Below are 20903 nucleotides of genomic sequence, written 5' to 3'. Positions count from 1 at the left end.
GCCATTCCCCGATCAGGAGAACGTGGTGACGCGCGTTCGGGCCAGCTCAGCGATTTCCTCACAAGAGAAACCCAACCCCTCCAAGATCATTCGGCTGTGTGCACCGAGCGCGGGCACGTCGCCGATTCGTGCCTGCACGCCGGCCAATGTGGCCGGCGGGATAAGCGCCTCCGCCGGGCCGCCGGGTGTGTTGAACCGCCGCCAGCGGTCCCGTCCGGCCAGCACCGGATGGTTCCACACCTGTTCGACGTCGTTGATCCGTGCCGTGGCCACACCGGCCTCGTCGAGCCGACGCTGAAATTCGTCAGCGGTCAGCGAAGCGATCGCGGCGGTGATGATCGACTCCAGCTCCTCGCGGTGCGCCACCCGGTCGGGGTTGGCCGCAAAGCGGGCATCATGCACCAGTTCAGGTCTGCCCAACACGAACTCACACAGCCGCTGCCACTCCGGCTGATTCTGAACCGCCAGCAGCACCGTGCCGCCGTCGCCGGCGATGAAGGGACCGTACGGGGCGATGGTTGCGTGGCGGGCACCCGTGCGCGGGGATTGGTGAGTGCCGTAGTGACCGTAGTACAGCGGTTGTCCCATCCATTCGGCCAGCGCGTCGAGCAACGACACCGATACCGGTCGCACCTCACCGGTGGTGGCACGCACGTACAGCGCGCTGAGAAGCCCGGAAAACGCAAACATTCCGGCGGCGATGTCAGCGACCGAGATACCGGTCCGAGCCGCCTCCGCCGGGGAGCCGGTGACCGACAACAGGCCGGCCTCGGCCTGCACCAGCAGGTCGTAGGCTTTGCGGTCGCGCCACGGGCCGCTCTCGCCGTAACCGGTTATCGTGCAGGCGATCACGCCCGGATGGCGCTTCCCGACAGAGGTGGCGTCCAGGCCCAGCCGAGCCGAGGCGCCCGGCGCCAGATTCTGCACGAGGATGTCCGCGCTGTCCAGGAGGCGATGCACGACCTGCCTGCCCGCGGGTTGTTTGAGGTCCAGCGTCAGCGACTGCTTGCCGCGGTTGAGCCACACGAAGTAGCTCGACTGGCCATGCACGGTGCGGTCGTAGCCGCGGGCGAAATCACCACCATCGGGGCGCTCGACCTTGATCACCCGAGCGCCGAGGTCGGCGAGTTGGCGCGTGGCATACGGAGCCGCCACGGCTTGTTCCAGACTCACCGCCGTGATGCCCGCCAACGGCGCCCCGGTCGGATCGTCAGCGTGTCGCGACATATGTACATACTGTCAGATTTGCTTCTGGGCGGTGCGGCTTGGTGACCCGCCCGTCGGGGCGCCTCAACTCCGAGAGGTGGCGACGGCCATGCCGGTGATCCACTCCGGAACCGGCTCGTAGACCAGCGGTGCGACCGGTCGACCCCCGCCCGCTGCGCCGGCGGCAACCCACGTCCGCACCTCGTTGGCGCCGGCGCCGGCCCGCTCGTGGGCAGTGTCGACCAGCCGCACCAGCGCCGGGACATCCCACGTCGACATCGCCTGCAGCACTTCGGCATCCCAGTCGGGGCGAATTCTCGTGCGCGCTTCGGCCATTCCGTCCGCGATCAGCCGTGCCCGTTCGTCGTCGCTGAGGTCGTAGGTATCGACCTCCAGGCTCGGCGGTGAATGTGAGAGCCCACCGGTCCCGATCAGCAGCACTCGTTGATCCACGCCGTCGAGGAATCGCCCGATCGCCGCCCCGAAGTCGGCCACTCGGCGCCCCGTCGGCAGCGGGGCGGTCGCGCAGTTCACCGGCACGGGGATGACCGGCTTGGCATCCAAGTCACCGAGGAGGTCTCGAATCGGTTGGGCGAAAGCATGATCCAGTCCGATGTCACGGCACACCGCGATGTCGAAGTCTGCGGACAGCAGGTGTTCGCAGAGCTCGCGAGCCAGTCCGGACGCAACCCGTAGATCGCCAGCGCGATGACGCCCCTCCGCGATGATCGATGCGGATAGCGCCACGCCGAAGGTCGGCACGACATGCCGAAACGCGCGGCGGTGATCACCACCGAACACAATCACCAAGTCGGGATCGAAGCGGCGGACGTCATCGGCTGCCGATGCCAGCGCGGATCGGAATTTCCGCCCGAACACCTGCTCGACGTCGCGCTCCTTGCCCGGGCTGTGACTCGCGCAGACCACCAGCCGTCGATCGGAATTCACAGACGCCACCTCATCGCATAAGTGACACATATGTTAGAACGGCCGGTGCCGCCGGTCCAGCCGCGGGGATGAGACGGGCGATGCGATGGTGCGGCGGCTCGGTATTCCCCACACGCTACTGACCGGTGCAGGCCATTGACAGTGTGGCAGTCAACTGTCATCTTAGGGTGATCGCACACGCGGGGGAGGAGGCGTCTCGGTGACAGATCTCCGAAGCCCGCGGGAACTCGGTGAGGCCGCACCGACAGCATTGCCGCCGGTAGGGATCAAAACCCTTCGGCCGGTGCTCTTCTGGTCGAGCGTCGGGGCGATCTGTGTGGTCGTCGCCGGCTACGTCTACCTCTCCTGGATTCTGTCCGGCGACGCGACGCCGGTCGATCCGGGGCCGGACCCGATTCCCCGCGGCACCCGCCTGGCGATGACTGTGTTCCAGATCGCGTGTCCGATCCTGGCTGCGACAGCCATCGTCTATGTCGTCCGGAAGAGCCTGCGAGAGCGCCGATTATGTGTCGAGGCGGCCATCGTCATCGGGTCGGCGATCGCGTGGTGGCACGATCCGCTGATCAATTGGTTCCAGCCCGCGCTGTTCTACAACGCCGGTTGGTGAACTTCGGGAATTGGACCGAGAACATTCCCGGCTGGCTCAGCCCGGACGGGCGCCTGATGGCCGAAACCTGTGCTCATGATCGGGATGATTTACATCTGGATGCCGCTGACCATGGGCTCCACCGCGCGGTGGGCGATGGGTCGCGCTCGCGACCGTTGGCCCGCCCTCGGCCCGGTCCGCACTTTCTGCTGTGGCTGGCTGGCGGTGTACGTCATCGAATTCCCGCTGGAGATCTTCGCAGTGCACCACGGACTGGTGGGCTACCCCGCCGCCATCCCGGGCCTGACGCTGTGGGCTGGCCAGACCGTTCAACTACCGCTGTACGGGCCTGTCTTGTGGTCACTGGTGCTGAGTTCCATTGGTGCGCTGATGTTCTTCCGCAACTAGAAGAGTCAGATCCGCGTGGAGAGCGGCGTGGAGACCCTGCGGTGGGCCGGACCGAAGACGGCGTCGTTGTTGCGAGTCCTTGCGGTAACCGGCTTCCTGCACCTGGTGGCCATCGGCGTCTACGACGTCCCAGCCAACCTCGCCGGTCTTTATGCCGGTCCGACAGACACCTTCCCAACCTACTTACGCACGCAGTTGTGTGGACCCGGAACCGCCCGGCCCTGCACGGACGGCACCCGATTCGACGACCCGTAACTCCCGCCTCACTTCACCACCGCGGGCAGCGCGGCGAACTCCTGGCGGATGAGATCGTCGAGCCCGGTGTTGGGGGCCGATAACCATCGCTTGATTGCGCGGTCAACGAGCACCATGCCGATCGCTGCGAGCAATCGGCACTCGCCATCAGGGGACTGCAGCCCGCGTCGCTCGGCGATCACCTTCGCCACGGTGTCGGCATTGGAGTCGTGGTTGCGGCGCTCGCGCCCAAGCAGCACCAGTGACGACGCGACCGCCTCGTGATACTGCCCGATCCGCTTTCTGATGCGCTTGAGACCCGGTGCCAGCAGGGCGAACGACTCCACCATCGCCTCGTAGTCCGACAGGGACTCGTCGCGGCCGAGATAGACCGCGCTGAAGGCGTCGATGAAGTCGTATTCCCCGGAGAACAGCACCGACTCCTTGGTGGGGAAGTAGCGGAAGAAGGTCCGGGGCGACACGCCTGCCGCCTCGGCGATCTGGTCAGTGGTCGTCTCGTCGTAGCCGTGCGCACTGAAGAGATTCAGAGCGGCATCGAGCAGCGCCGACCTAGTCCGGTCCGCGTGTTCGCTTCGCGGCGAGCGGTCGCCCCGCGCCATCGTTTCAATCCTTCCGCGTGATCGGTTGCTCAGGACCTTACCGCGGCGGCAGGTCTGTTCGACGGTCGTTGACACCGTTCGATGCCCCAACGATACTTGCCCAAGACTGACAGTCTACTGTCACGTCTACGTCTTGGCAGCATCAGGCCGGCTAACGAGAGGGTGGGAACATCCATGACCGACATCACGAGTGAAGCGGAATTCAGCGTCGACGACCTTCCGTTCAACGAGGATCGGGCCAGGGCGTGGCGAGAGCTGCGTGAACGTGGTGCAGTGGTTCGCAGTGGAGAACAAGCCGTCATCACCAGTGCAGCCGGTGCCGACTTCGTGGCCAAGCATCCTGAGATCTTCTCCTCGGCAAGGGCTTTCGACCGTATCGGCAGTCCGGTGCCGATGGTTCCGATCGCCATCGACCCGCCCGACCACACCAGGTTTCGTCGGCTGCTGGATCCGTTCTTCAGCCCCAAGAAGATGGCCGAGCGTGAGCCCGAATTGCGCAAACAAGCCGGCGAGCTGATCGATGCGATAAAGGTCAAGGGAAGTTGCGACCTCGTCGCGGACCTGGCTGTCCCCTTTCCCTCCCAGGTCTTCTTGACGCTGTTCGGTCTGCCGTTGGCCGACCGCGACCGCCTGGTGCAGTGGAAGGATTCCATTCTGGAGTTCACCGATCCAGGCAGCGCCGAGCCGACGCCGGAGGTGCTTGCCCATGCTCTGGAGCTCTACACCTACCTCAGCGAACACATCGCCGAGCGGCGGTCCAGTACCGATGGCGACGATCTGCTGTCCCAGTTGATTCACCTCCACGACGAGGGCGGCATGACCGACGCCGAAATCCTCGGTCTGTGTTTCCTTTTCGTGCTCGCGGGATTGGACACCGTCACTGCGGCACTCGGCTTTGCGTTTGCCCGCCTTGCCGTCGACACCGACATGCGGGCGAGAATCGCCGCCGATTACTCGCTGATCCCGTATTTCATCGAGGAACAGTTGCGGGTCGACCCACCGGTGCCGTTTGCTCCCCGCGTCGCCACCGAAGACGCCGTGGTTGCTGGTTGTCCGGTCGCCAAGGACAGCACTGTGCTGATCAGCTACGGCTGCGCCAACCACGATCCACAGCAGTACAGCGAGGTTGACGAGGTTCATCTCGAAAAGCGGCCGCCGCACTTCGCTTTCGGCCGCGGTCCGCACCGGTGCCTAGGCTCCCACTTGGCGCGGCTGGAGTTGCGGCTGATCTTGGAGGAATGGCACAACCGGATCCCCGACTACCGGCTCGCCGACGGTGTCGAACCAGAGGTTCCGTGGCCCAGCGCCACGCTCAGCCTCGGCGCGGTACCACTGGTTATGGGCTGATCGAGCTGGTCGGGGAGATGTCCCTTAACCGGCCGTCGTTTCGGTGAGTCGGCTTCGTCGAATGCTGCGCTCGACGTGTCCGTGGCCGATGGTGCCGTCCGGGGCGCTGATTCGGGCTGCGCACTCGGTGAGGACGAGAGGGTCGTCCGGCAGGTCCCAGTCGATTCCGTTGAGGTTTTCATTGTTGTCGGTCAGTGTCACCGGCAAAGTGTGGATGATCTCGACGTTGAACGTCGTGGTCTGACCATCATCACGAGTAATCGTTAGTGGGAAATGATGTGGGCGACCGGCAAGGTCGCCGAATGACGGCATCTCAATGCCGACGATTGCGAAGCGGGATTGGCCGGCCAACACGGCTCCGGTGGCCATCACCTGCTGGCCGTCTGGGTCTCGTACCGCTAGGGCGTGGATGCCGAGCCCAGGCAGGACCGCGTTGACAAAGTCGTGACTCCCGTACCCGGCGAAGGATCGCGGGCCGCTGGAGTGGTCGATGTAGCCAACCCCATCGAGGCTGAGTTCGCGTCCTTCGACGAGGAGCGCGCCGGCCGTGGTGTAGAGCTGCTGCATATGCCGGGACGCCCAAGCCTCGGAACCTGCGTGTCCCCCGAACGGGTCGAAGGGAGGCGCGGCGGCTTCTGCGGAGAGTTCGATGCGGAAAGGCACGGCAATACCTGCACCCCTGGGCTTCTCGGCGAGCGCGGCAGTGGTGGTCGCTTCACCAGCTCCGTCGAAGGTCAGCGAGAAGCGCTTGAATTCATCGTCAGCGCTGAGCCGGAGGTTTCCGTCCAGCACGACGTTGTCCCGCCCGGCCCGGCACCAGGAACGGCCGACCACGAGGCGGTCGGCGGGCAGGTAGACGTTGGTCTGAACCCACCACAGGTCGAGGTCCTGTTTGCAGCGACCGGCGTGCAGCCACAGGCCTGCTGAGGAGTCGGGGCTCCATGCGCCGACCCAGCGAGTTTCGCTCCAGCTGGCGACGTCGGGGAACGTGGGGTGGTTGCTATCCATCACGCACGACCTCCGTTGTTGCGTTCGAGAATCTGGACCTGTCCGGTGGAGCCGTCCATGAGGACGCGGTCGCCGTCGTTCAGCACGCGGGTGGCGATCTTGGTGTTGACAACGCACGGGATGCTCATCTCGCGGGCCACGACTGCGGTGTGGCTCATGATGCCGCCGATGTCTGTGATGAGTCCTGCGGACAGGAACATCAACGATGCCCAGCCAGGGTCGGTGCAACCGGCGACGAGGATCTCGCCCTCGGCGATGTGTGCGGTCGCTGGATCCTCGACGACGCGGACGACGCCTTCGACCACGCCGGGGCTGGCGCCGGTGCCGTCGATCGACTCGATGGTGGCATCGAAGTCGACCGTCGCGGGCTCGGGCATCCCACGCCAGAAGGTGGGTAGGTCAATGGTGCGGTAGTGCTCGTAGAGGGCGCGACGCTCGGCGACGAGCGCTCGGGCGTTCGCGAGGCAGCCGGCATACAGCTCATCGATCGTGAGAAAGAATGCGTCATCAGGATTTTCGAGCACCCCGGCGTTGGCGAGGAGATGGCCGAGTCGCCGCGCTGCCGCCCGGACAACGTCTGTGCCTTGCAGGAAGGCGACCTTTCCGATGCCGCGCATGGGGACGTATTTGCCGGCAAGCGCGATCGCCCCACGCCCAAGGGGCCTCTTATGCCGAGGAAGTCTTGCGATGAACTCCGACTCGGCGGCCCTGCGGCGCCTGGTACGTTCCGCGGCGTCGGCGTTCGGTGCTTCGGTCTTTCTGCGGTAGGACTCGATCAGTTCGCGTACCGGGCGAGGATCCTCGCGCCAGACGGTGGCCGACACATCGCCTTCGTTCGGCCCGTGGTAGCCGTGGCGCAGTAGGAACTCTTCGAGACTCAAGCGGTCGCGTGAACACTCCCAGATGTCATCGAGTACGTGGGTTTCCTCGTGCCCCCCGTGGCCGCTCATCAGTGTTGACGCTGAAAGTCCCACCTGGGCAGCGAGTTTCTCGAGGATGTCGTAGGCGGGTTGGACCGCGCCCATGACGAGCGCGATGTGACGGACTATCGATTCGGTGAACGCTTCCCGTCCGTCAACAAGGAACTGTCGCGCGAGCGCTTCGTCAGCATCAATCAACTGGCGCTGCGCGTCGCGCCAGAATACATCGATCGCGCGCCGGTCTTCACGGACCAGGCGCGGGTACCTGATGAAGGGTGTCAACATCTTCGCGGCGACCCGCGGGTAGTAGCGGTAGTGGGCGTGTCCCTCGTAATCCTCGGGAACATGCGCAAAGATCTGCTCCGCCAAGCCGTGCCCGCTAGTACCAGGAATCCGGTCGACCCACGAACACAGCACGTTGAGGTTCACCGCAACTCGCCCGAAGAAGAACCCGGCGATGCGCTCCTCGGGGCGCACGGGTGTGGCCAGCTCTGCCCGGGACAGCGCCCCAATCGCATGAAACGCTCCGCGGAATGCCTTCTCGCCCGCATGGTCTACCAATGACACCCCGAGCGGGGTCTGAATGCCGGGGATCGCCTCGGCCGCGTTCGTCGTAGTCCACGTCGGGCGTTCACCGCCGTCGTGGTGCAGGATATTTGGCTTGCGCCATCCCGGGGGCTCGGCATTTCGGTTGTTCCACACCGTCTCCGGTCGTGCTTGCAGCAGATGAACCTCACCATCGACATCGACAGCCCACTCGACATCGACCGCATGCCCCGCGTGCCGCTCGATCTGCAACGCGAGGCCCGCGACGCGGAGCAACGTGTCGTCGTCGAGGCTGGGTGCGTCGCCTTCCCCTGGCGCAAGATCAATAAGCTTGACCTCCCCGGAGTCGTACCGATAGGCGCGGGTCTGGCGGCTAATCTCACGCTTCCGCACCCGCAGCGGAGCCTTGTCGACCCAGGCGCTGTCCGCTTCCACATCGCCCTTGACCACACCTTCGCCCAAGCCCAGAGCGGAGGCGACATAGATCTGCCGGCGGTCTCCGGTCACCGGTTCCAACGTCATCGTCACCCCCGCTGCGACGGCCGGCACCATCTGCTGGACGACGACCGCCATCGCCACTTCGTCGGGAGCCACGGCGAAACGTCTGCGATATCCGATCGCCTGCGGGTTGAACAGACTCGCCCAGCACCGCACCACCGCATCGAGAACAGCCCCCGCTCCCTCGATCCACAGATAGGTATCTTGCTGACCCGCAAAGGATGCCTCGGACGAATCCTCGGCCAGAGCGCTCGAGCGCACCGCCACGGGGCCGCCACCGATCTCGGTGGTGTATGCCCCGACGATCTCGGCGGCCAGACTCTCAGGGAGCACGACCTGATCGAAGAGCGCGATGATCGCCTCCGAGATCTGCTGGTCGGTTCCGGGTGCCGCCAGTAGCTTGGTGATGCGCGACTGCAGGCCGGCGGCGGCAACGGCCTCGCAGTAGGCGCTTACCGTGACCGTGAACCCGGCGGGAACCGACATGCCCTGCCCGATCAGATTTCCTAGTCCTCTGGCCTTTCCACCGATTTCGTCGGCCAGATCAGCACTGCAGTACTCAAGCGGAACGACATGCGTCGTCCGTGTCCCGGTTCGGTGTCCACCGTCTACCGAACTACGGGAGCCAACCGCGGGTTGACGATCAGCTGTCACTGTGGTCACCTCTTTCTCTGGTGCCGAGGCGATCTCGGCTCACGCTAACGGCTGGGTTCGGCGCGCAGCCTCACTGTGCGCCGATCATCCGACGTTGGGGATCACTTCTTCGGCGACCCACTGCATGTGATCGAGGTAGGCGTTGAAGTCGTTGAGCGCTGGCGGATTGACCCAGGTGTCGGTCACGCCGAATTCGGCGAGCTTGCAGCAGTTGTCGATCACCTGCTGCGCGCTCTGGCCGAACTGCGCGTTCGGATCATCGATAACCACGTGCTCCTGGCCGATGGACAACACCGCGAGACTGTAGAACAGCGAGAACGGCCGACCATCGAAGCCATGCTGACCGCGTAGATAGTCCATCTTGGCGGGCAGTTCCTCGGGCTTGGTCAGCCAGGGCGCCCAGCCGTCCCCGAACCGTGCGGCGCGGCGCAGCACGGCATCGGCGTCGCCGCCCATCCAGACGACTGGGTGGGGGTGGCTCACCGGCTTCGGCCCGAAGGCCACCTCGTCGAAACTCACGAACTCGCCCTCGAAGCTGGGGGCGTCGCTGTGCCAGAGCTCGAACATCGCGGCCAGGCACTCATCGGCGATCCGGCCTCGCTTGGTGAACGGGACGCCGATCGCGTCGTACTCCTCCTTGAGCCACCCGACACCCACGGTGACCTGTGCCCGGCCGCCGCTGAACCAGTCCAGCGTCGCGATCGACTTGGCCGCAATGACGGGATTGTGCAGCGGCAGGATGGTCACCATCGAACCGATGGTGATGGTCGACGTGGCGCCGGCGATGAAGGCCTGGGCGGTCGTGGCATCGAAGTAGTGGTTGCCGGACAGCTCGACGTGCCCGGTGGGCGTCAGGTAGTGCTCGGGCAGGAACACCATCGAATAGCCCAAGCGCTCGGCCGTTTGCGCAACCCCGGCGATGTCTGGCCCGCTGAGGTGATGCTCCCAAGGCTGCGTGATCGCCGCGACATCCATGCAGTTCGGAAGATAGACCGCGAATCTCATGTCGTACCTTCCTGGTTCGGTGGCTCCTCGTCCGCGTGGCGAGTCCGGGCCTACTACACGCCGAGGCTGTGAAGCGCAACATTATGGCAGTGCACTGCCAACGGTCAACGGGCCGTCAGATTGATCAAGTCCCGGATATTTGGTATCGCCGAGTTGTACTGTGTGGCAATCGCTGACAATTGACAGTTCGCTGTCAACAAAGGGTCAGGAGGCGTATGACCGTCACTACCGCTCCGCTGACCGATCCCATTCGGGGCAACAGCGATCCCGGTCGGCTGTGGACGCTGACCAATGTGGGCGAGGCGACGCCGGACGTCCTGTCCCCCCTGTGCTGGTCGCTGTGGGGTTACGGCGTCGAGGTCGCCTCCCGACGAGCGCTTTACGACTTCGGAGTGTTGCCATCGTCGGCGCTCGCGGTCCCCGATGATCCAAACCAGTGGAACACGGCGTGTTTCTTCGGCAGGCAGGCGATGAACGTCGACCACGCTCGTGAGCTCGCCGGCCTGCTTCCGGGAATGACCGGCGACGACTTCGAGCGCGACTTGCTGGGCTCGGTCCGGCCCGACGCCACACCCACCAGGAGCGATCCGAAACGGTTGCCTGTGGTCGCCGTCAAGGCGCCCCTGACGCTGCTGGGAGAACGGTGGGCACCGCGACGGATCTACTCGCGGCAGATGAGTTGGTGGCGAGCGACGGTGCTGGCCGGCGACTCGGCCGATGCCAAAGCCCTGCTGGCTGACTCGGCCCAACGTTTCCGCCTTGCCATGCGGGTACACGTGCGGTCCCGACTCATTCTCAACGCGCTTCGAACCCAGGTGGAGTCGATCGCCGCCAAGGTGGGCCGCGCCGATCTGGTGCCGGCCCTGCTCGCCGGCTACGGCGGCGTGATCGAGACCGAACTGGCCGACGATGTCTGGTCGCTCGGCCAAGGACGACTGACCATGGACCAGTTCCTGACTCGGCACGGCTTCCACGGGCCCAACGAGGGCAACGTCATCGGGCAGTCCTGGCGTGAGGACCCTGACGCGGTACGGCGGGCGGCCGCCGCCCATGCCGGCCGGAGCGAAGATGAGCGTCCCCGGGCACGTGTCCAGCGCGCCGTCGCCGCCCGGCATGGTGCTGAAGCGGAGCTGTTGCGGGCCTTTCCGCCCTTACGGCGCCAGCTATTTCGTCACCTGCTCTCCTGCACCGGCAGTCAGGTCCGGTCGGTCGAGTTGACCAAGGCAGCCTTCCTGACCGCCATCGACGGTTGCCGGGCCGCAGCTCACGCCTTGGGCCGCGACCTGTGCGACGCCGGGGTCTTCGTCCAGCCCGACGACGCCTTCTACCTGACCGTCGACGAGTTGCTCGCGCCGCTGCCGTCGAACGTTCGCGACCTGGTCGATTTTCGCCGCACCCGGCGCGAGGAGTACCGGCAGCTGGAACTGCCCGTGGTTTTCACCGGAATGCCGACACCGATCGCAGCGGCTGAGACGGGCGGCGACGGTGGGCAGCTGGTACGGGGGACACCGGCCGGTGCGGGAGTTTTCGAAGGCACCGTGAAAGTGGTGTTCGAGCCGGACTCGCAGGACATCCTGGACGACGGTGAGGTGCTGGTCTGCAAGTTCGTCGATCCGGGCTGGACCGCGCTGATGTCGCTGGCCGGCGCGCTGGTCACCGACATCGGCAGCGCCGCCAGCCACGGGGCGATCGTGGCCCGCGAACTCGGGATCGCCTGTGTGGTCGGGACGGGCAACGCAACCCGCGCACTGCGCACCGGTGATCGGGTCCGAGTCGATGGGTCGACCGGTGAAGTCGCCCTCCTGACGCGATCGCCGGCCCGGTGAGCCCCGACCTATCGGGTGGACTGGCACCCGAGGCCGAGGCGATCGTCCAGTCGTGCCCCGAGGTCCCCGGCTGGACAGAGAACCTGTTGTTCACGCCCTACGACCCCGTGCACGACATCGGAATGTGGCTGCACCTGGGCACCGTTGCCGACATGTGGGAGATGTGGGAGGACCGCGTCCTGATCGCGCTGCCCGAGGAGCAGGGTGTGTTGAGCATGTGGGCCTACCACCGCACCGTGCCCGAGCGCCGACCGGCGGGGTCCAACCTCGCGTTCCGCTGCGAGCAGCCATTCCGCGAGTGGCACATCACCTTCGATGGCTTCTGCGTGCGGTCCTCCTACGCGGCCATGCGCACCGGGCCGCTGACCGACGGACCCAAGAGCCACGTCCGCTTGGACTTGCACGTCGACTGCCTGACGCCGGTGTGGGATGCCGAGACGGTCGGGGCAGGTATGGCCGAACAGAGCTGGGCGCGTGAGCACTACGAACAACTCACCCGGGTCGTCGGCGAAATCACCGTTGACGGGGAGACGACCGAATTCGACGGCGGCGGCTGGCGCGACCATTCCCGCGGACCCCGCGGAGCCGACGCGTTGAAGAACTGGGGTGGCCACGTCATCGCCGGGGGAGTGATGCCCAGCGGCCGCGGATTCGGGTTGTGCCGCTACTGGGCACCCGACGGACGCACCACCCTGGAAGGCGCGTACGTCGTGTCGGCCGGCCAGTTCCGCCACGTGCGAGTGGTGCGGGTTCCGCCGCCGGCACTGCTCGCCCGGGACGGGGAGACATTCGCGTTTGAGTTCGACGGTGATCACGTGTCGGGGACCGTCCGCTCATCGTTGTGGTTGTCGATGGCCGACGGACTGCCCTACGGCGTAACGGATCCCGCGCGCGCATATACCGTCAGCTGGGCGCAGGTGATCTGGGGCGGCGAGACCGGCCACATCTACATCGAGCGGTCCAATCTGGCTGGCGCGAACCTGCGTTGACTATGACAGTCGACTGTCATACTGTGCTTGGGGCGGGCCGCGAGGGCCGGCCGGGAAGGGCGTGGTCCGTGGCCGAGAACCTCTTTCTCGTGTTGTCCAACCCGATCGAGGGTGCAGACGAATCGTTCAACAAGTGGTACGACACCACACATGTGCCGGAGGTTCTCGACGTCCCCGGCGTGGTGGCGGCGCAGCGGTACCGCCTCTCGGAAGTCACCGTCCCCGACGACGAGGACCTGCCCGCGCAGTTGCCGCCGCCAACGCACCGCTATCTGGTGATCTACGAACTTGATCGCGAACCTGACGCCGTGATGGCCGAGTTCCTCAAGCGCGTCATGGCCGGCAAGCTGTCGCTCGGCGAGACGTTGGATCTTAGCACCGTCTCCCTAACCGGCTGGACACCGCTAGGAGAACGTCGCGTGGCGGACCAGTAGTGGGTGACCTGCTGGAAGTCATGCACGCTCAGCGTGCCTGTCGGCGATTCGACCCGGACGCCAAGGTGCTCGACGCCGACCTCGAGCAGATGCTGGAGGCGGCCGTGCACGCCCCGAGTGCCGAGAACACCCAGCCTTGGGCGTTCGTGGTCGTGCGGGCCGAACGGACCAGGGCTGAACTCGCCGACTGGTGGACGCAACTGTGGAAGGGCGGAGGCGCCGATCTGGTCCGGCAGAGGCTGAACGACGCGGTGCTGTTGGCCGATCTCGAATACGGTTTCGCCCGCGGTGGTCTGGCCGCCGCTCCGGTGGTGGTCGTCGTGTGCGCCGATCTCGACCGCGTCGACGAGATATACGCTGCGTCGTCGATCTATCCGTGTGTGCAGAACCTGCTGCTGGCGGCCGCTGATCTCGGCTACGGCGCCTGCCTGACCACCGGGCTGACCACCTTCGGCGTTGACCACGTCCGCCAGCTGCTGGCCCTGCCGGACACCGTCATGCCGATGGCAGCGGTGTACATCGGTGTGCCGGCCAGCAAGCTTTCGCCGCCGAGACGCCGCCCCGCTGCCTCCGTCACGTATCGGGAACGGTTCGGCTCGCCGTGGTTGAAAGCCGACTGAGAACACTGAAAAGGGAGATACATCAATGCCGCTGGCGATAACCGAGGACCATCGTGCGCTCGCCGACGTCGCCAAGGCGATGGTGACCGGTCGCGCGGGGACCGCGAGTGCGCGCCGCATCATGCTTGACTCCGACGTCGTCGCTCGCTGGTGGACCACCGATGCGCTGTGGAAGGAGATCACGTCCACTGGCTGGCTCGGTTTGCACATCGACGAGCGATTCGGCGGCCAGGGATATGGATTGCCTGAGTTGACCATCGTCGTGGAGCAGCTCGGCCGCGCGGCGATGGGCGGACCGTTCCTGCCGACGGTGGCCGTGTCGGCGGCCATTGCCGAGACCGGAACCGATGAGCAGCGCGAGAGGTGGCTGCCGCGGCTGGCATCCGGCGACATCGTGGCCGCGATCGGCACCAGCAGTGACGCCACGCTGAGCGGATCGACAGTCTCCACCGACGCCGTCGCCACCCTCGGGGAGCAGCATGCTGACGTGTTCCTCATTCCGATCGGGCAGGATCTGGTGCTCGTCGAGGCCGGTGACGCGGTGGGCACCCGGCGTACCGACTCGGTCGATCAGCTCATGCGGCCGATCACCGTCCTGAACCTGTCATCGGCCCCCGTCGCGGACGTCTTCCCCGGCGCGGCCACAGCCGCGGCGCGGATCGTGCGGCTGCTCGCGAGTGCCGAGGGTGCGGGTGGCCTGGCCGCGTGCACCGAGATGGCGAGTGGCTATGCCGCGACGCGTGAACAGTTCGGCCGTCCGATCGGGTCTTTCCAGGCGGTCAAGCATCATTGCGCGAACATGCTTGTCGACACCGAGCTTGCGGTGGCGGTCACCTGGGACGCGGCCCGCGCCGCCGGGTCGGAGGCTGAACTGGCTGCGGCGATGGCGGCTGGATACGTGCTCCCGGCATATCAGCGGGTGGCGCTGAAGAACATTCAGATTCATGGCGGTATCGGCTACACCTGGGAGCACGATGCTCACCTCTACCTTCGGCGGGCCACGGTGTTGCTGGCGTTCGCCGGCGGGCAGGACGCGCTACATGATGACGTGGCGGCCCTGCAGATCGGTGGTGCGCGCCACGGCGAGTCGTTGGACCTGCCGCCCGAAGCCGAGCAGTACCGGCAGGCGGTGCGCGGGTTCCGGGCACAGCTCGAGCAGACCGAGGCCGCCGAGCGGCAGACGCTATGGGCCCGCACCGGCTATCTCGTGCCGCACTGGCCCCAACCCTATGGTCGCGCCGCCGGCTCTGTCGAGCAGCTGATCATCGAACAAGAGCTCGACGGCGTGGAACGCCCCAGCCTGGGTCTGGGTGAGTGGGTGGTGCCGACGGTGCTGCAGTACGGCAGCCCCGAGCAGATCGAGCGGTTCATGTGGCCGAGCCTGGAGGGGCAGCTGCGGTGGTGCCAGTTGTTCAGCGAACCGGGTGCGGGATCGGACGCGGCGGCGGTGTCCACCAAGGCAGTACGCACCGACGGGGGCTGGCTGGTGACCGGCCAGAAGGTGTGGACCAGTGATGCGGTGAACTGCCAGCTGGGGTTGGCTACGGTGCGCACCGACACCAGTGTGCCCAAGCACAAGGGTATTACGGCGATGATCATCGACCTGGCCGCACCGGGGGTCGAGATCCGGCCGCTTCGGGAGATCACCGGCGAAGCCCTGTTCAACGAGGTGTTCTTCGACGAGGTGTTCGTCGCTGATGACGACGTTGTCGGTGAGGTGAACAATGGCTGGCGGGTGGCGATGGCGACCCTGGGTAACGAGCGGGTGTCCATCGCCGGCGGTTCGGTCACCATGGTCGCCGAGGATCTGTTGGCTCTGCTGGCGCGTCACCGTGCCGGAAGTGATCGGTTCGCCGGTGATGTCGGCGAGTTGCTGATTGAGGCGTACGCCATGGCGGCGGTGAATCTGCGCGAGGCTGCCCGTGCGGTGTTCGCCTCCGGACCCGGTATCGAGGGCAATATCGCCAAGCTGTTCGGCGCCGAGCACGCCCAGCGCGTCGCCGAGTTGGCGATGCGTATCGCCGGGCCCGCTCTGCTGACCGGATCTGCTGGTAGCCAGGCTGTCGGCGACGATCCGTTGGGCCGCAAAGCGGCGGGCACCGTGGTGCACGACTATTTGTTCAGTCGCTGCCTGACGATCGCGGGCGGAACGTCGGAGGTCCTGAGAAACCTGATCGCCGAACGGATCCTGGGACTGCCACGGGATCCTGTTCCCACGGCGAAATAACGCAGATCGGAGAACTGACATGACCTGTGCTGTCATCGGAATCGGGCGCACGACTTACTCGCGCAACTCCGGGCGCACGACCCGAGGCATGGCCGTGGCCGCATGCCGGGACGCGATCGCCGACGCCGGGCTCACACCTGCCGACATCGACGGTATCTGTACGTTCATGGCCAACGACTCCGAGCAACCCATCTTCGTTGGGTGGGCGTTGGGAATCGACGAATTGGCCTGGGCCAATGCCATGTTCGGCGGTGGGAACCTGGTCGCCGATCAGGTCGCGACCGCGGCAGCGGTCATCGAGGCCGGTATCTGCAAAGCGGTGCTCGTCTACCGCTCGCTCAACGGTCGATCCGGGCATCGCTTCGGCCACATCGAGGGACCGATGCAGGTTGCCAATCACGACCAGTTCGATACCGCGTCGGGGTTCCTGGTGCCACCGCAGTGGTTCGCCATGTGGGCCCGCCGCCATCAGCACGAGTACGGCTCGACATGTGAGGATTTGGGGCAGATTGCGATCACGCAACGCAAACATGCCGGGCCCAACGAGCATGCCCTGCGTCGAGAACCGCTGACCCTGGACGATTACCTGGGCGCCCGCTGGATCAACGAGCCGTTCCGGGTGCTGGATTGCACGTCGGAAGTCGATGGTGCGGTGGCCATCCTGATCACCGGCGAAGACATCGCCCGCAACGCAAAACAGCCGCCGATGTGGTTGGTGGGCTCGTCGAACTCCCAGGGCGGTGCCGGATGGACCGAGTGGGATGACCCCACCGAGATGTACTCGCGAACTGCCGGCCCGAAGATCTGGGAGAAGACCGGCCTGAGCCCGGCCGACATGGACTTCGCCTGCATGTATGACTGTTTCACCTACACCGTGATGGCCACCATGGAGGGCTTCGGCTTCTGCGAGAAAGGCGAAGTGGGCAAGTTCTTCTCCACCGGACGGGCCACCTACGGTGGCGATGTGGTGGTGAACCCGCATGGCGGGCTGCTGTCCGAGGGGTACATCCATGGGCTGAATCACCATTACGAAGCGGCGCTGCAACTGCGCCACGCGGCCGGTGTCCGCCAAGTCGACAACGCGCAACTTGCCTTGGTCACCGCCGGTGGAGGCCCCTTCGGCGGTGCAAACGTCTACAGCAGGGAGAAGCCATGACGAATTCGGCACTGCTTCCGCCGATCCCGGTGCCTGACCCCGACTCGGCGCCCTACTGGGAAGCCCTGAAGAACGGCAAGCTGATGTTGTGCCGCTGCGACGACACCGGCAAGTGGATCCACCCGCCGCTGGAACGCAGCCGATACACCGGCGGCCCGGTGCATTTCGAAGAGGTCAGCGGCGCAGGCACCATCTTCAGCTACATCATCGTGCGCCAGGCGCTGGTTCCGGGTCGGACACCACCGTACGTGGTCGGACTCATCGAACTCGCCGAGCAACCGGGTCTGCGCATCAACGCGGTCATCGACGCCGATCCGGCCGAGGTCCGGATCGGCCAAGCCGTGCAGCTTCGCATCGTCGACCTCGGGGACAGCGGATTCCGCATCCCCGAATTCGTCATCAAACGCTGAGCCGAGCCGGGCGCTACTACACGGGCAGCATGCGGCTGATCGACGCCGGCATGAACATCGTGTGAGCCATCACTCTCGGAGCAGCTCGCCAGTGCCCAAATCCGAATACGCCTCGGCGAAGCGACCCAGCATGGCGGCGACTACTTCGGTCGAGTAGAGCTGATCCGGTGTGGCGGCCCACATGCAAAAGCCCCAGGCTGGTCCGGTCCGGTAGGCCGTCCACATTTCCTCGCGGGTGGGCACCGAATCCACGCCGGCATCCCGCAGCCGGCCGCGGTAATTGTCCAGCAGTTCACGTTCGTGAGCCCGCCGCAGATCAGGCGCCAGCGCACCGATCAGCGCATAGCTCACGTCATGCGACCACGACCCGCGCCGGACGAACTGCCAGTCCAACACACCCATCCGTCCGTCGGGCAGCACATACGTGTTCCGCGGATGGGGATCGCCGTGAAGCAGCGTGATCGGCTCCCGCGCAACGCATTCCTGGAGCTTCAGGAACGCAACCTCCAGCCTGTCGGGATTGGTGCCGGCGACGTCGAGCGACGCCTTCTTGTACGGCAATTCGAGAAATGCCCGGAGGACGGCGAAGCCGGTCGTGCGAAAGAATTGGGTGAATGTTCCGTTCACCGGGTCCTGTAGCCAGGATAAGTCGCCGCCGGTTCTCAGGCGTGGGCTGCCCCAGTAGGGGGCATGAAGCTGGCTCAGCGTGCGCAGCAACTCGTCGACCTGTTCGACGGTGAATCCCGCGCACGCGTCAGGGACCTGTGCTCCCCGGATCGTGACATCCTCGGCGAGGATGAGGAATTGCGTCGGGCCGTCGACGTGGGCGGCGAAGTAGGTGGCCATCGTCTCGATGTCGAGCGTCGGTCGTAGATCCCGGTAGAACCGGGTCTCGTCGTCTAGGAGCATCGTCCCGGCGCCACCCTCAGACAGAGACTTCTCGTACGCCTCCGGCAGGTTTTGGACGGTGCTTAGTTGGGTTTTGACGAACAACTGCCGCGGCAATGGTGTGGCTGGGTCGGCGTAGTCGACATCGAGATGCAGATGCGAAGTGGTGCCCTGCCAGGTACGTCGCACCGCGGCGGCAGTGACTGTCACTTCCGGATTGTGATGACGCAATAGCGACGTCAACACCTCGGGTGTCACATCATCTGCGGACCGCAGCATCATAGGCAGATGCTGGCTTGTCATGTTTACGCTCCTGACAACTTCACCAATTATGACAGTTGACTGTCACGATAACAGGAGTAGTTCTCGGCGGTGCTCGATTTCGCATACAGCCCGTCAGCTTGTGGGCCAGTCACAACCGGTTAGCTCGGCGGAGAGTTCCCACAGCCGCCGAGCGTTCTCTGGATCGCGAGCCTTGCCGAGCAGCTTGGTGGGCTTGGGCATTCCCCATTGGTGCGCAAGTCCCCGAGGTGCAATATAGGTCCCGTTGGGCAGATCGGCGTGGACGGCCTGAATGGTCGAACGGGCTCCGTCCGCCGGGCGTTGCGCGATGTGCGGCGACAGTACTCTGCCAGCCCACTGCAACAGGCCCGAGCCGTTCCTGGTGATGCCGGAGTCAACCATGCCCGGGTCGACCGCATACGCGGTGCGGCCCCGTCGAACCAGTTCGTAGACGAACAGCAGGTTGGCCAGTTTCGACTCGCCATACGCCGCCCATGCGTTGTATCGCCGGCGGTGCCAATTCAGGTCATCGAGATGCAGCGTCGCCATGGCGTAGTTGCTACTGGCCACCACGACGACACGGTCACGGATGCGCTCACCGAGCAGACAGGTCAGGGCGAAGTGGCCGAGGTGGTTGGTGCCCATGTGCGCTTCGAACCCGTCGGCGGTCCGCGTGAGCGGCAGCCCGAGGACACCGGCGTTGTTGATCAATACATCAGCGACGTCGATGGACTCGGTGAAGCGACGTACGCTGGCGAGATCGGCGAGATCGAGCTGGCGGACCTCGACGTGCCCGCTCATGGCGGCGGCGGCCTCCTCGCCCTTGCTCACGGAGCGGCACGCGATGAGCACCTCATGGCCCTGCGCTGCCAACGCGGTCGCCGCCGCCCGGCCCACGCCGCTGTTTGCGCCGGTGATGATGATGCGCACCCGTCTACTCCCTCCGTCCGCAGGCGTCAATCGGTCAGCGCGTCGCTGACATCGACACACAATCACGAATTGCTATGGCTGCGCCTGGCTTTGGCGGAGGTGTTCGTCACCGTTGGTCGGATTCGGCGATGCGGTATGCCAGCGCCCGTTCACTAGCCGACGGACGGGTTCTGCCGGGTGCCAACCTGCCCCGTTCGATTCGTCACCGTGGGAACCCATGCGGCGATCCGGTCCCAGACCTGCGTTCTGTGGCTGGCGAAGTTGTGGCAGTGTCCCGACTCTGGAACCAGGTGGAGTGTGACATCAGGTGACTTGACGTAGTTGGCCGGTTCGGCGTGTGGGTCGGGTGACACGTCGATGGCGGCGCCGAAGCCAAGGAACACCGGAACATCGATGAGGGGCGTGTAGCGTTCGACGAATCCCGGTGTGGTGACCTCGCTACCGGCCCGCACCGGCACCCTGCTCTGGGCGGCCGTGTCGGCGTCGATCACCACTTGCGGGACTTCTCCGGCGTAGAACATCGCGATGAGGTACTCGCGCGGCGCGATGCCGTGGCTGTCTCCGGGTTCGGCTCCGGAAACCTGATAGAACATTTCGATGCTCTGCTGGATGCGTGCCTCCAGGGTTTCGGCATCGGCCATGGTTTCGTGCACGTTGGTGATCTGCACGCCGTAGCCGAGAAGCACCACCGCGTCGTAGGCACCCGTGTTCGCCTGCACCATCGTGGTCAGGCATGCGCCCATGGAGTGCCCGACACCGACTACCGGAAGATCTATCGGTGCCAAGCCGTCAACGAAATCTCCTTGCTGCAAACGCTTTCGGACCTGGCGGGCCACGTCGGCATCGCCTGCGGCCAGCAGCTCCAGGCCGAGGGGACCGGATGCGATCGGATCGGTGCTGTCGCCGACCGCGAGATGGTCGACCGCGACGACGATGTAGCCGGCTCTGGCCAGGTGTTCGCCGAAGCTGTAGCCGGGATGCCCGTCGATCTCGAGGTGCCAGTAGCGCTTGTCGTAGGTGCCCCCGGGAAGGCACAACAGCGCGGCGACGGACTCGGCGGGTTCATCGGGCAGGAACACCCACACGACCTGGGTGAGTTGCTCACCTGAGTCGATGGCCGCGGTCACATCGAGGGTGAGGGTTATCGGCATGATTCCGGCT

At 65.5% G+C, this 20903-nt stretch carries 20 protein-coding genes; 11 read left to right on the top strand and 9 right to left on the bottom strand.

The window, feature by feature from the left end; all coding sequences use genetic code 11:
- Positions 1-12: 12 nt before the first annotated feature.
- Together AWC03_RS22180 and AWC03_RS22175 are read right to left on the bottom strand one after the other, a co-directional pair.
- Entirely contained in the window at positions 13-1227 is a 1215-nt protein-coding gene (locus AWC03_RS22180) for a CaiB/BaiF CoA transferase family protein (RefSeq protein ID WP_085242852.1), read from the bottom strand.
- 63 nt (positions 1228-1290) lie between these two features.
- Positions 1291-2154, bottom strand: coding sequence for a 3-carboxyethylcatechol 2,3-dioxygenase (locus AWC03_RS22175; RefSeq protein WP_249025947.1), 864 nt, complete (start codon positions 2152-2154; stop codon positions 1291-1293).
- 199 nt (positions 2155-2353) lie between these two features.
- Between AWC03_RS22175 and AWC03_RS28010 the strand changes: the two genes are divergently transcribed.
- The 3 genes from AWC03_RS28010 (at position 2354) to AWC03_RS28000 (ending at position 3403) form a co-directional block, all read left to right on the top strand.
- Positions 2354-2761: a hypothetical protein gene (locus AWC03_RS28010; RefSeq protein WP_249025946.1), complete on the top strand. Its 408-nt coding sequence runs from the start codon at positions 2354-2356 to the stop codon at positions 2759-2761.
- Positions 2762-2836: 75 nt separating this feature from the next.
- The gene (locus AWC03_RS28005) at positions 2837-3148 is read left to right on the top strand and encodes a spirocyclase AveC family protein (protein ID WP_249025945.1); all 312 of its coding nucleotides are present in this window, start codon (positions 2837-2839) and stop codon (positions 3146-3148) included.
- A 27-nt stretch (positions 3149-3175) separates the two neighbouring features.
- Positions 3176-3403 carry a hypothetical protein gene (locus AWC03_RS28000; protein WP_249025944.1) on the top strand — a complete coding sequence of 76 codons (228 nt, stop codon included), beginning with the start codon at positions 3176-3178 and terminating at the stop codon, positions 3401-3403.
- A gap of 8 nt (positions 3404-3411) precedes the next feature.
- On the opposite strand, the gene AWC03_RS22165 is transcribed toward AWC03_RS28000, so the two are convergent.
- Entirely contained in the window at positions 3412-4002 is a 591-nt protein-coding gene (locus AWC03_RS22165) for a TetR/AcrR family transcriptional regulator (protein ID WP_085242851.1), read from the bottom strand.
- A 174-nt stretch (positions 4003-4176) separates the two neighbouring features.
- Between AWC03_RS22165 and AWC03_RS22160 the strand changes: the two genes are divergently transcribed.
- Positions 4177-5349 (top strand): cytochrome P450, encoded by a 1173-nt coding sequence (locus tag AWC03_RS22160; RefSeq protein ID WP_085242850.1) that lies wholly within the window; start codon positions 4177-4179, stop codon positions 5347-5349.
- A gap of 24 nt (positions 5350-5373) precedes the next feature.
- Here the strand turns inward: AWC03_RS22160 and AWC03_RS22155 are convergent, their stop codons facing one another.
- The 3 genes from AWC03_RS22155 to AWC03_RS22145 all read right to left on the bottom strand — a co-directional run bounded on the left by AWC03_RS22155 (position 5374) and on the right by AWC03_RS22145 (position 9980).
- Positions 5374-6357, bottom strand: coding sequence for a hypothetical protein (locus AWC03_RS22155; protein WP_085242849.1), 984 nt, complete (start codon positions 6355-6357; stop codon positions 5374-5376).
- Positions 6357-8975, bottom strand: a complete 2619-nt coding sequence (locus AWC03_RS22150; RefSeq protein WP_158089995.1) for a PEP/pyruvate-binding domain-containing protein — start codon at positions 8973-8975, stop codon at positions 6357-6359. The genes AWC03_RS22155 and AWC03_RS22150 overlap by 1 nt, the downstream gene beginning before the upstream one ends.
- A gap of 84 nt (positions 8976-9059) precedes the next feature.
- On the bottom strand, positions 9060-9980 hold the full coding sequence (locus AWC03_RS22145; RefSeq protein ID WP_085242847.1) for a TIGR03619 family F420-dependent LLM class oxidoreductase: 921 nt from the start codon (positions 9978-9980) through the stop codon (positions 9060-9062).
- A 215-nt stretch (positions 9981-10195) separates the two neighbouring features.
- On the opposite strand from AWC03_RS22145, the gene AWC03_RS22140 reads away from it, so the two are divergent.
- The 7 genes from AWC03_RS22140 to AWC03_RS22110 all read left to right on the top strand — a co-directional run bounded on the left by AWC03_RS22140 (position 10196) and on the right by AWC03_RS22110 (position 17642).
- A complete protein-coding gene (locus tag AWC03_RS22140) occupies positions 10196-11806 on the top strand; it encodes a PEP-utilizing enzyme (protein WP_085242846.1) in 1611 nt (536 codons plus the stop codon).
- Positions 11803-12795, top strand: a complete 993-nt coding sequence (locus AWC03_RS22135; RefSeq protein ID WP_211279267.1) for a DUF7065 domain-containing protein — start codon at positions 11803-11805, stop codon at positions 12793-12795. The genes AWC03_RS22140 and AWC03_RS22135 overlap by 4 nt, the downstream gene beginning before the upstream one ends.
- Before the next feature lie 68 nt (positions 12796-12863).
- Positions 12864-13229, top strand: a complete 366-nt coding sequence (locus AWC03_RS22130; protein ID WP_085242844.1) for a DUF4286 family protein — start codon at positions 12864-12866, stop codon at positions 13227-13229.
- Positions 13229-13849: a nitroreductase family protein gene (locus AWC03_RS22125; protein WP_085242843.1), complete on the top strand. Its 621-nt coding sequence runs from the start codon at positions 13229-13231 to the stop codon at positions 13847-13849. The genes AWC03_RS22130 and AWC03_RS22125 overlap by 1 nt, the downstream gene beginning before the upstream one ends.
- Positions 13850-13874: 25 nt before the next feature.
- A complete protein-coding gene (locus AWC03_RS22120) occupies positions 13875-16076 on the top strand; it encodes an acyl-CoA dehydrogenase family protein (RefSeq protein ID WP_085242842.1) in 2202 nt (733 codons plus the stop codon).
- A gap of 19 nt (positions 16077-16095) precedes the next feature.
- Positions 16096-17232: a thiolase C-terminal domain-containing protein gene (locus AWC03_RS22115; RefSeq protein ID WP_085242841.1), complete on the top strand. Its 1137-nt coding sequence runs from the start codon at positions 16096-16098 to the stop codon at positions 17230-17232.
- On the top strand, positions 17229-17642 hold the full coding sequence (locus AWC03_RS22110) for a Zn-ribbon domain-containing OB-fold protein (protein ID WP_085242840.1): 414 nt from the start codon (positions 17229-17231) through the stop codon (positions 17640-17642). Before AWC03_RS22115 ends, AWC03_RS22110 begins: the two co-directional genes overlap by 4 nt.
- A gap of 69 nt (positions 17643-17711) precedes the next feature.
- On the opposite strand, the gene AWC03_RS22105 is transcribed toward AWC03_RS22110, so the two are convergent.
- The 3 genes from AWC03_RS22105 to AWC03_RS22095 all read right to left on the bottom strand — a co-directional run bounded on the left by AWC03_RS22105 (position 17712) and on the right by AWC03_RS22095 (position 20893).
- The gene (locus AWC03_RS22105) at positions 17712-18833 is read right to left on the bottom strand and encodes a phosphotransferase (protein WP_085242839.1); all 1122 of its coding nucleotides are present in this window, start codon (positions 18831-18833) and stop codon (positions 17712-17714) included.
- A 93-nt stretch (positions 18834-18926) separates the two neighbouring features.
- Entirely contained in the window at positions 18927-19742 is an 816-nt protein-coding gene (locus tag AWC03_RS22100) for an SDR family NAD(P)-dependent oxidoreductase (RefSeq protein WP_085242838.1), read from the bottom strand.
- A gap of 152 nt (positions 19743-19894) precedes the next feature.
- On the bottom strand, positions 19895-20893 hold the full coding sequence (locus tag AWC03_RS22095) for an alpha/beta hydrolase (RefSeq protein ID WP_085242837.1): 999 nt from the start codon (positions 20891-20893) through the stop codon (positions 19895-19897).
- Positions 20894-20903: the final 10 nt, after the last annotated feature.

Source organism: Mycobacterium europaeum, from assembly GCF_002102155.1.
GTDB lineage: Bacteria > Actinomycetota > Actinomycetes > Mycobacteriales > Mycobacteriaceae > Mycobacterium > Mycobacterium europaeum.
The sequence above is the reverse complement of the archived record's forward strand: the minus strand, read 5'-3'. Positions and strand labels throughout refer to the sequence as shown.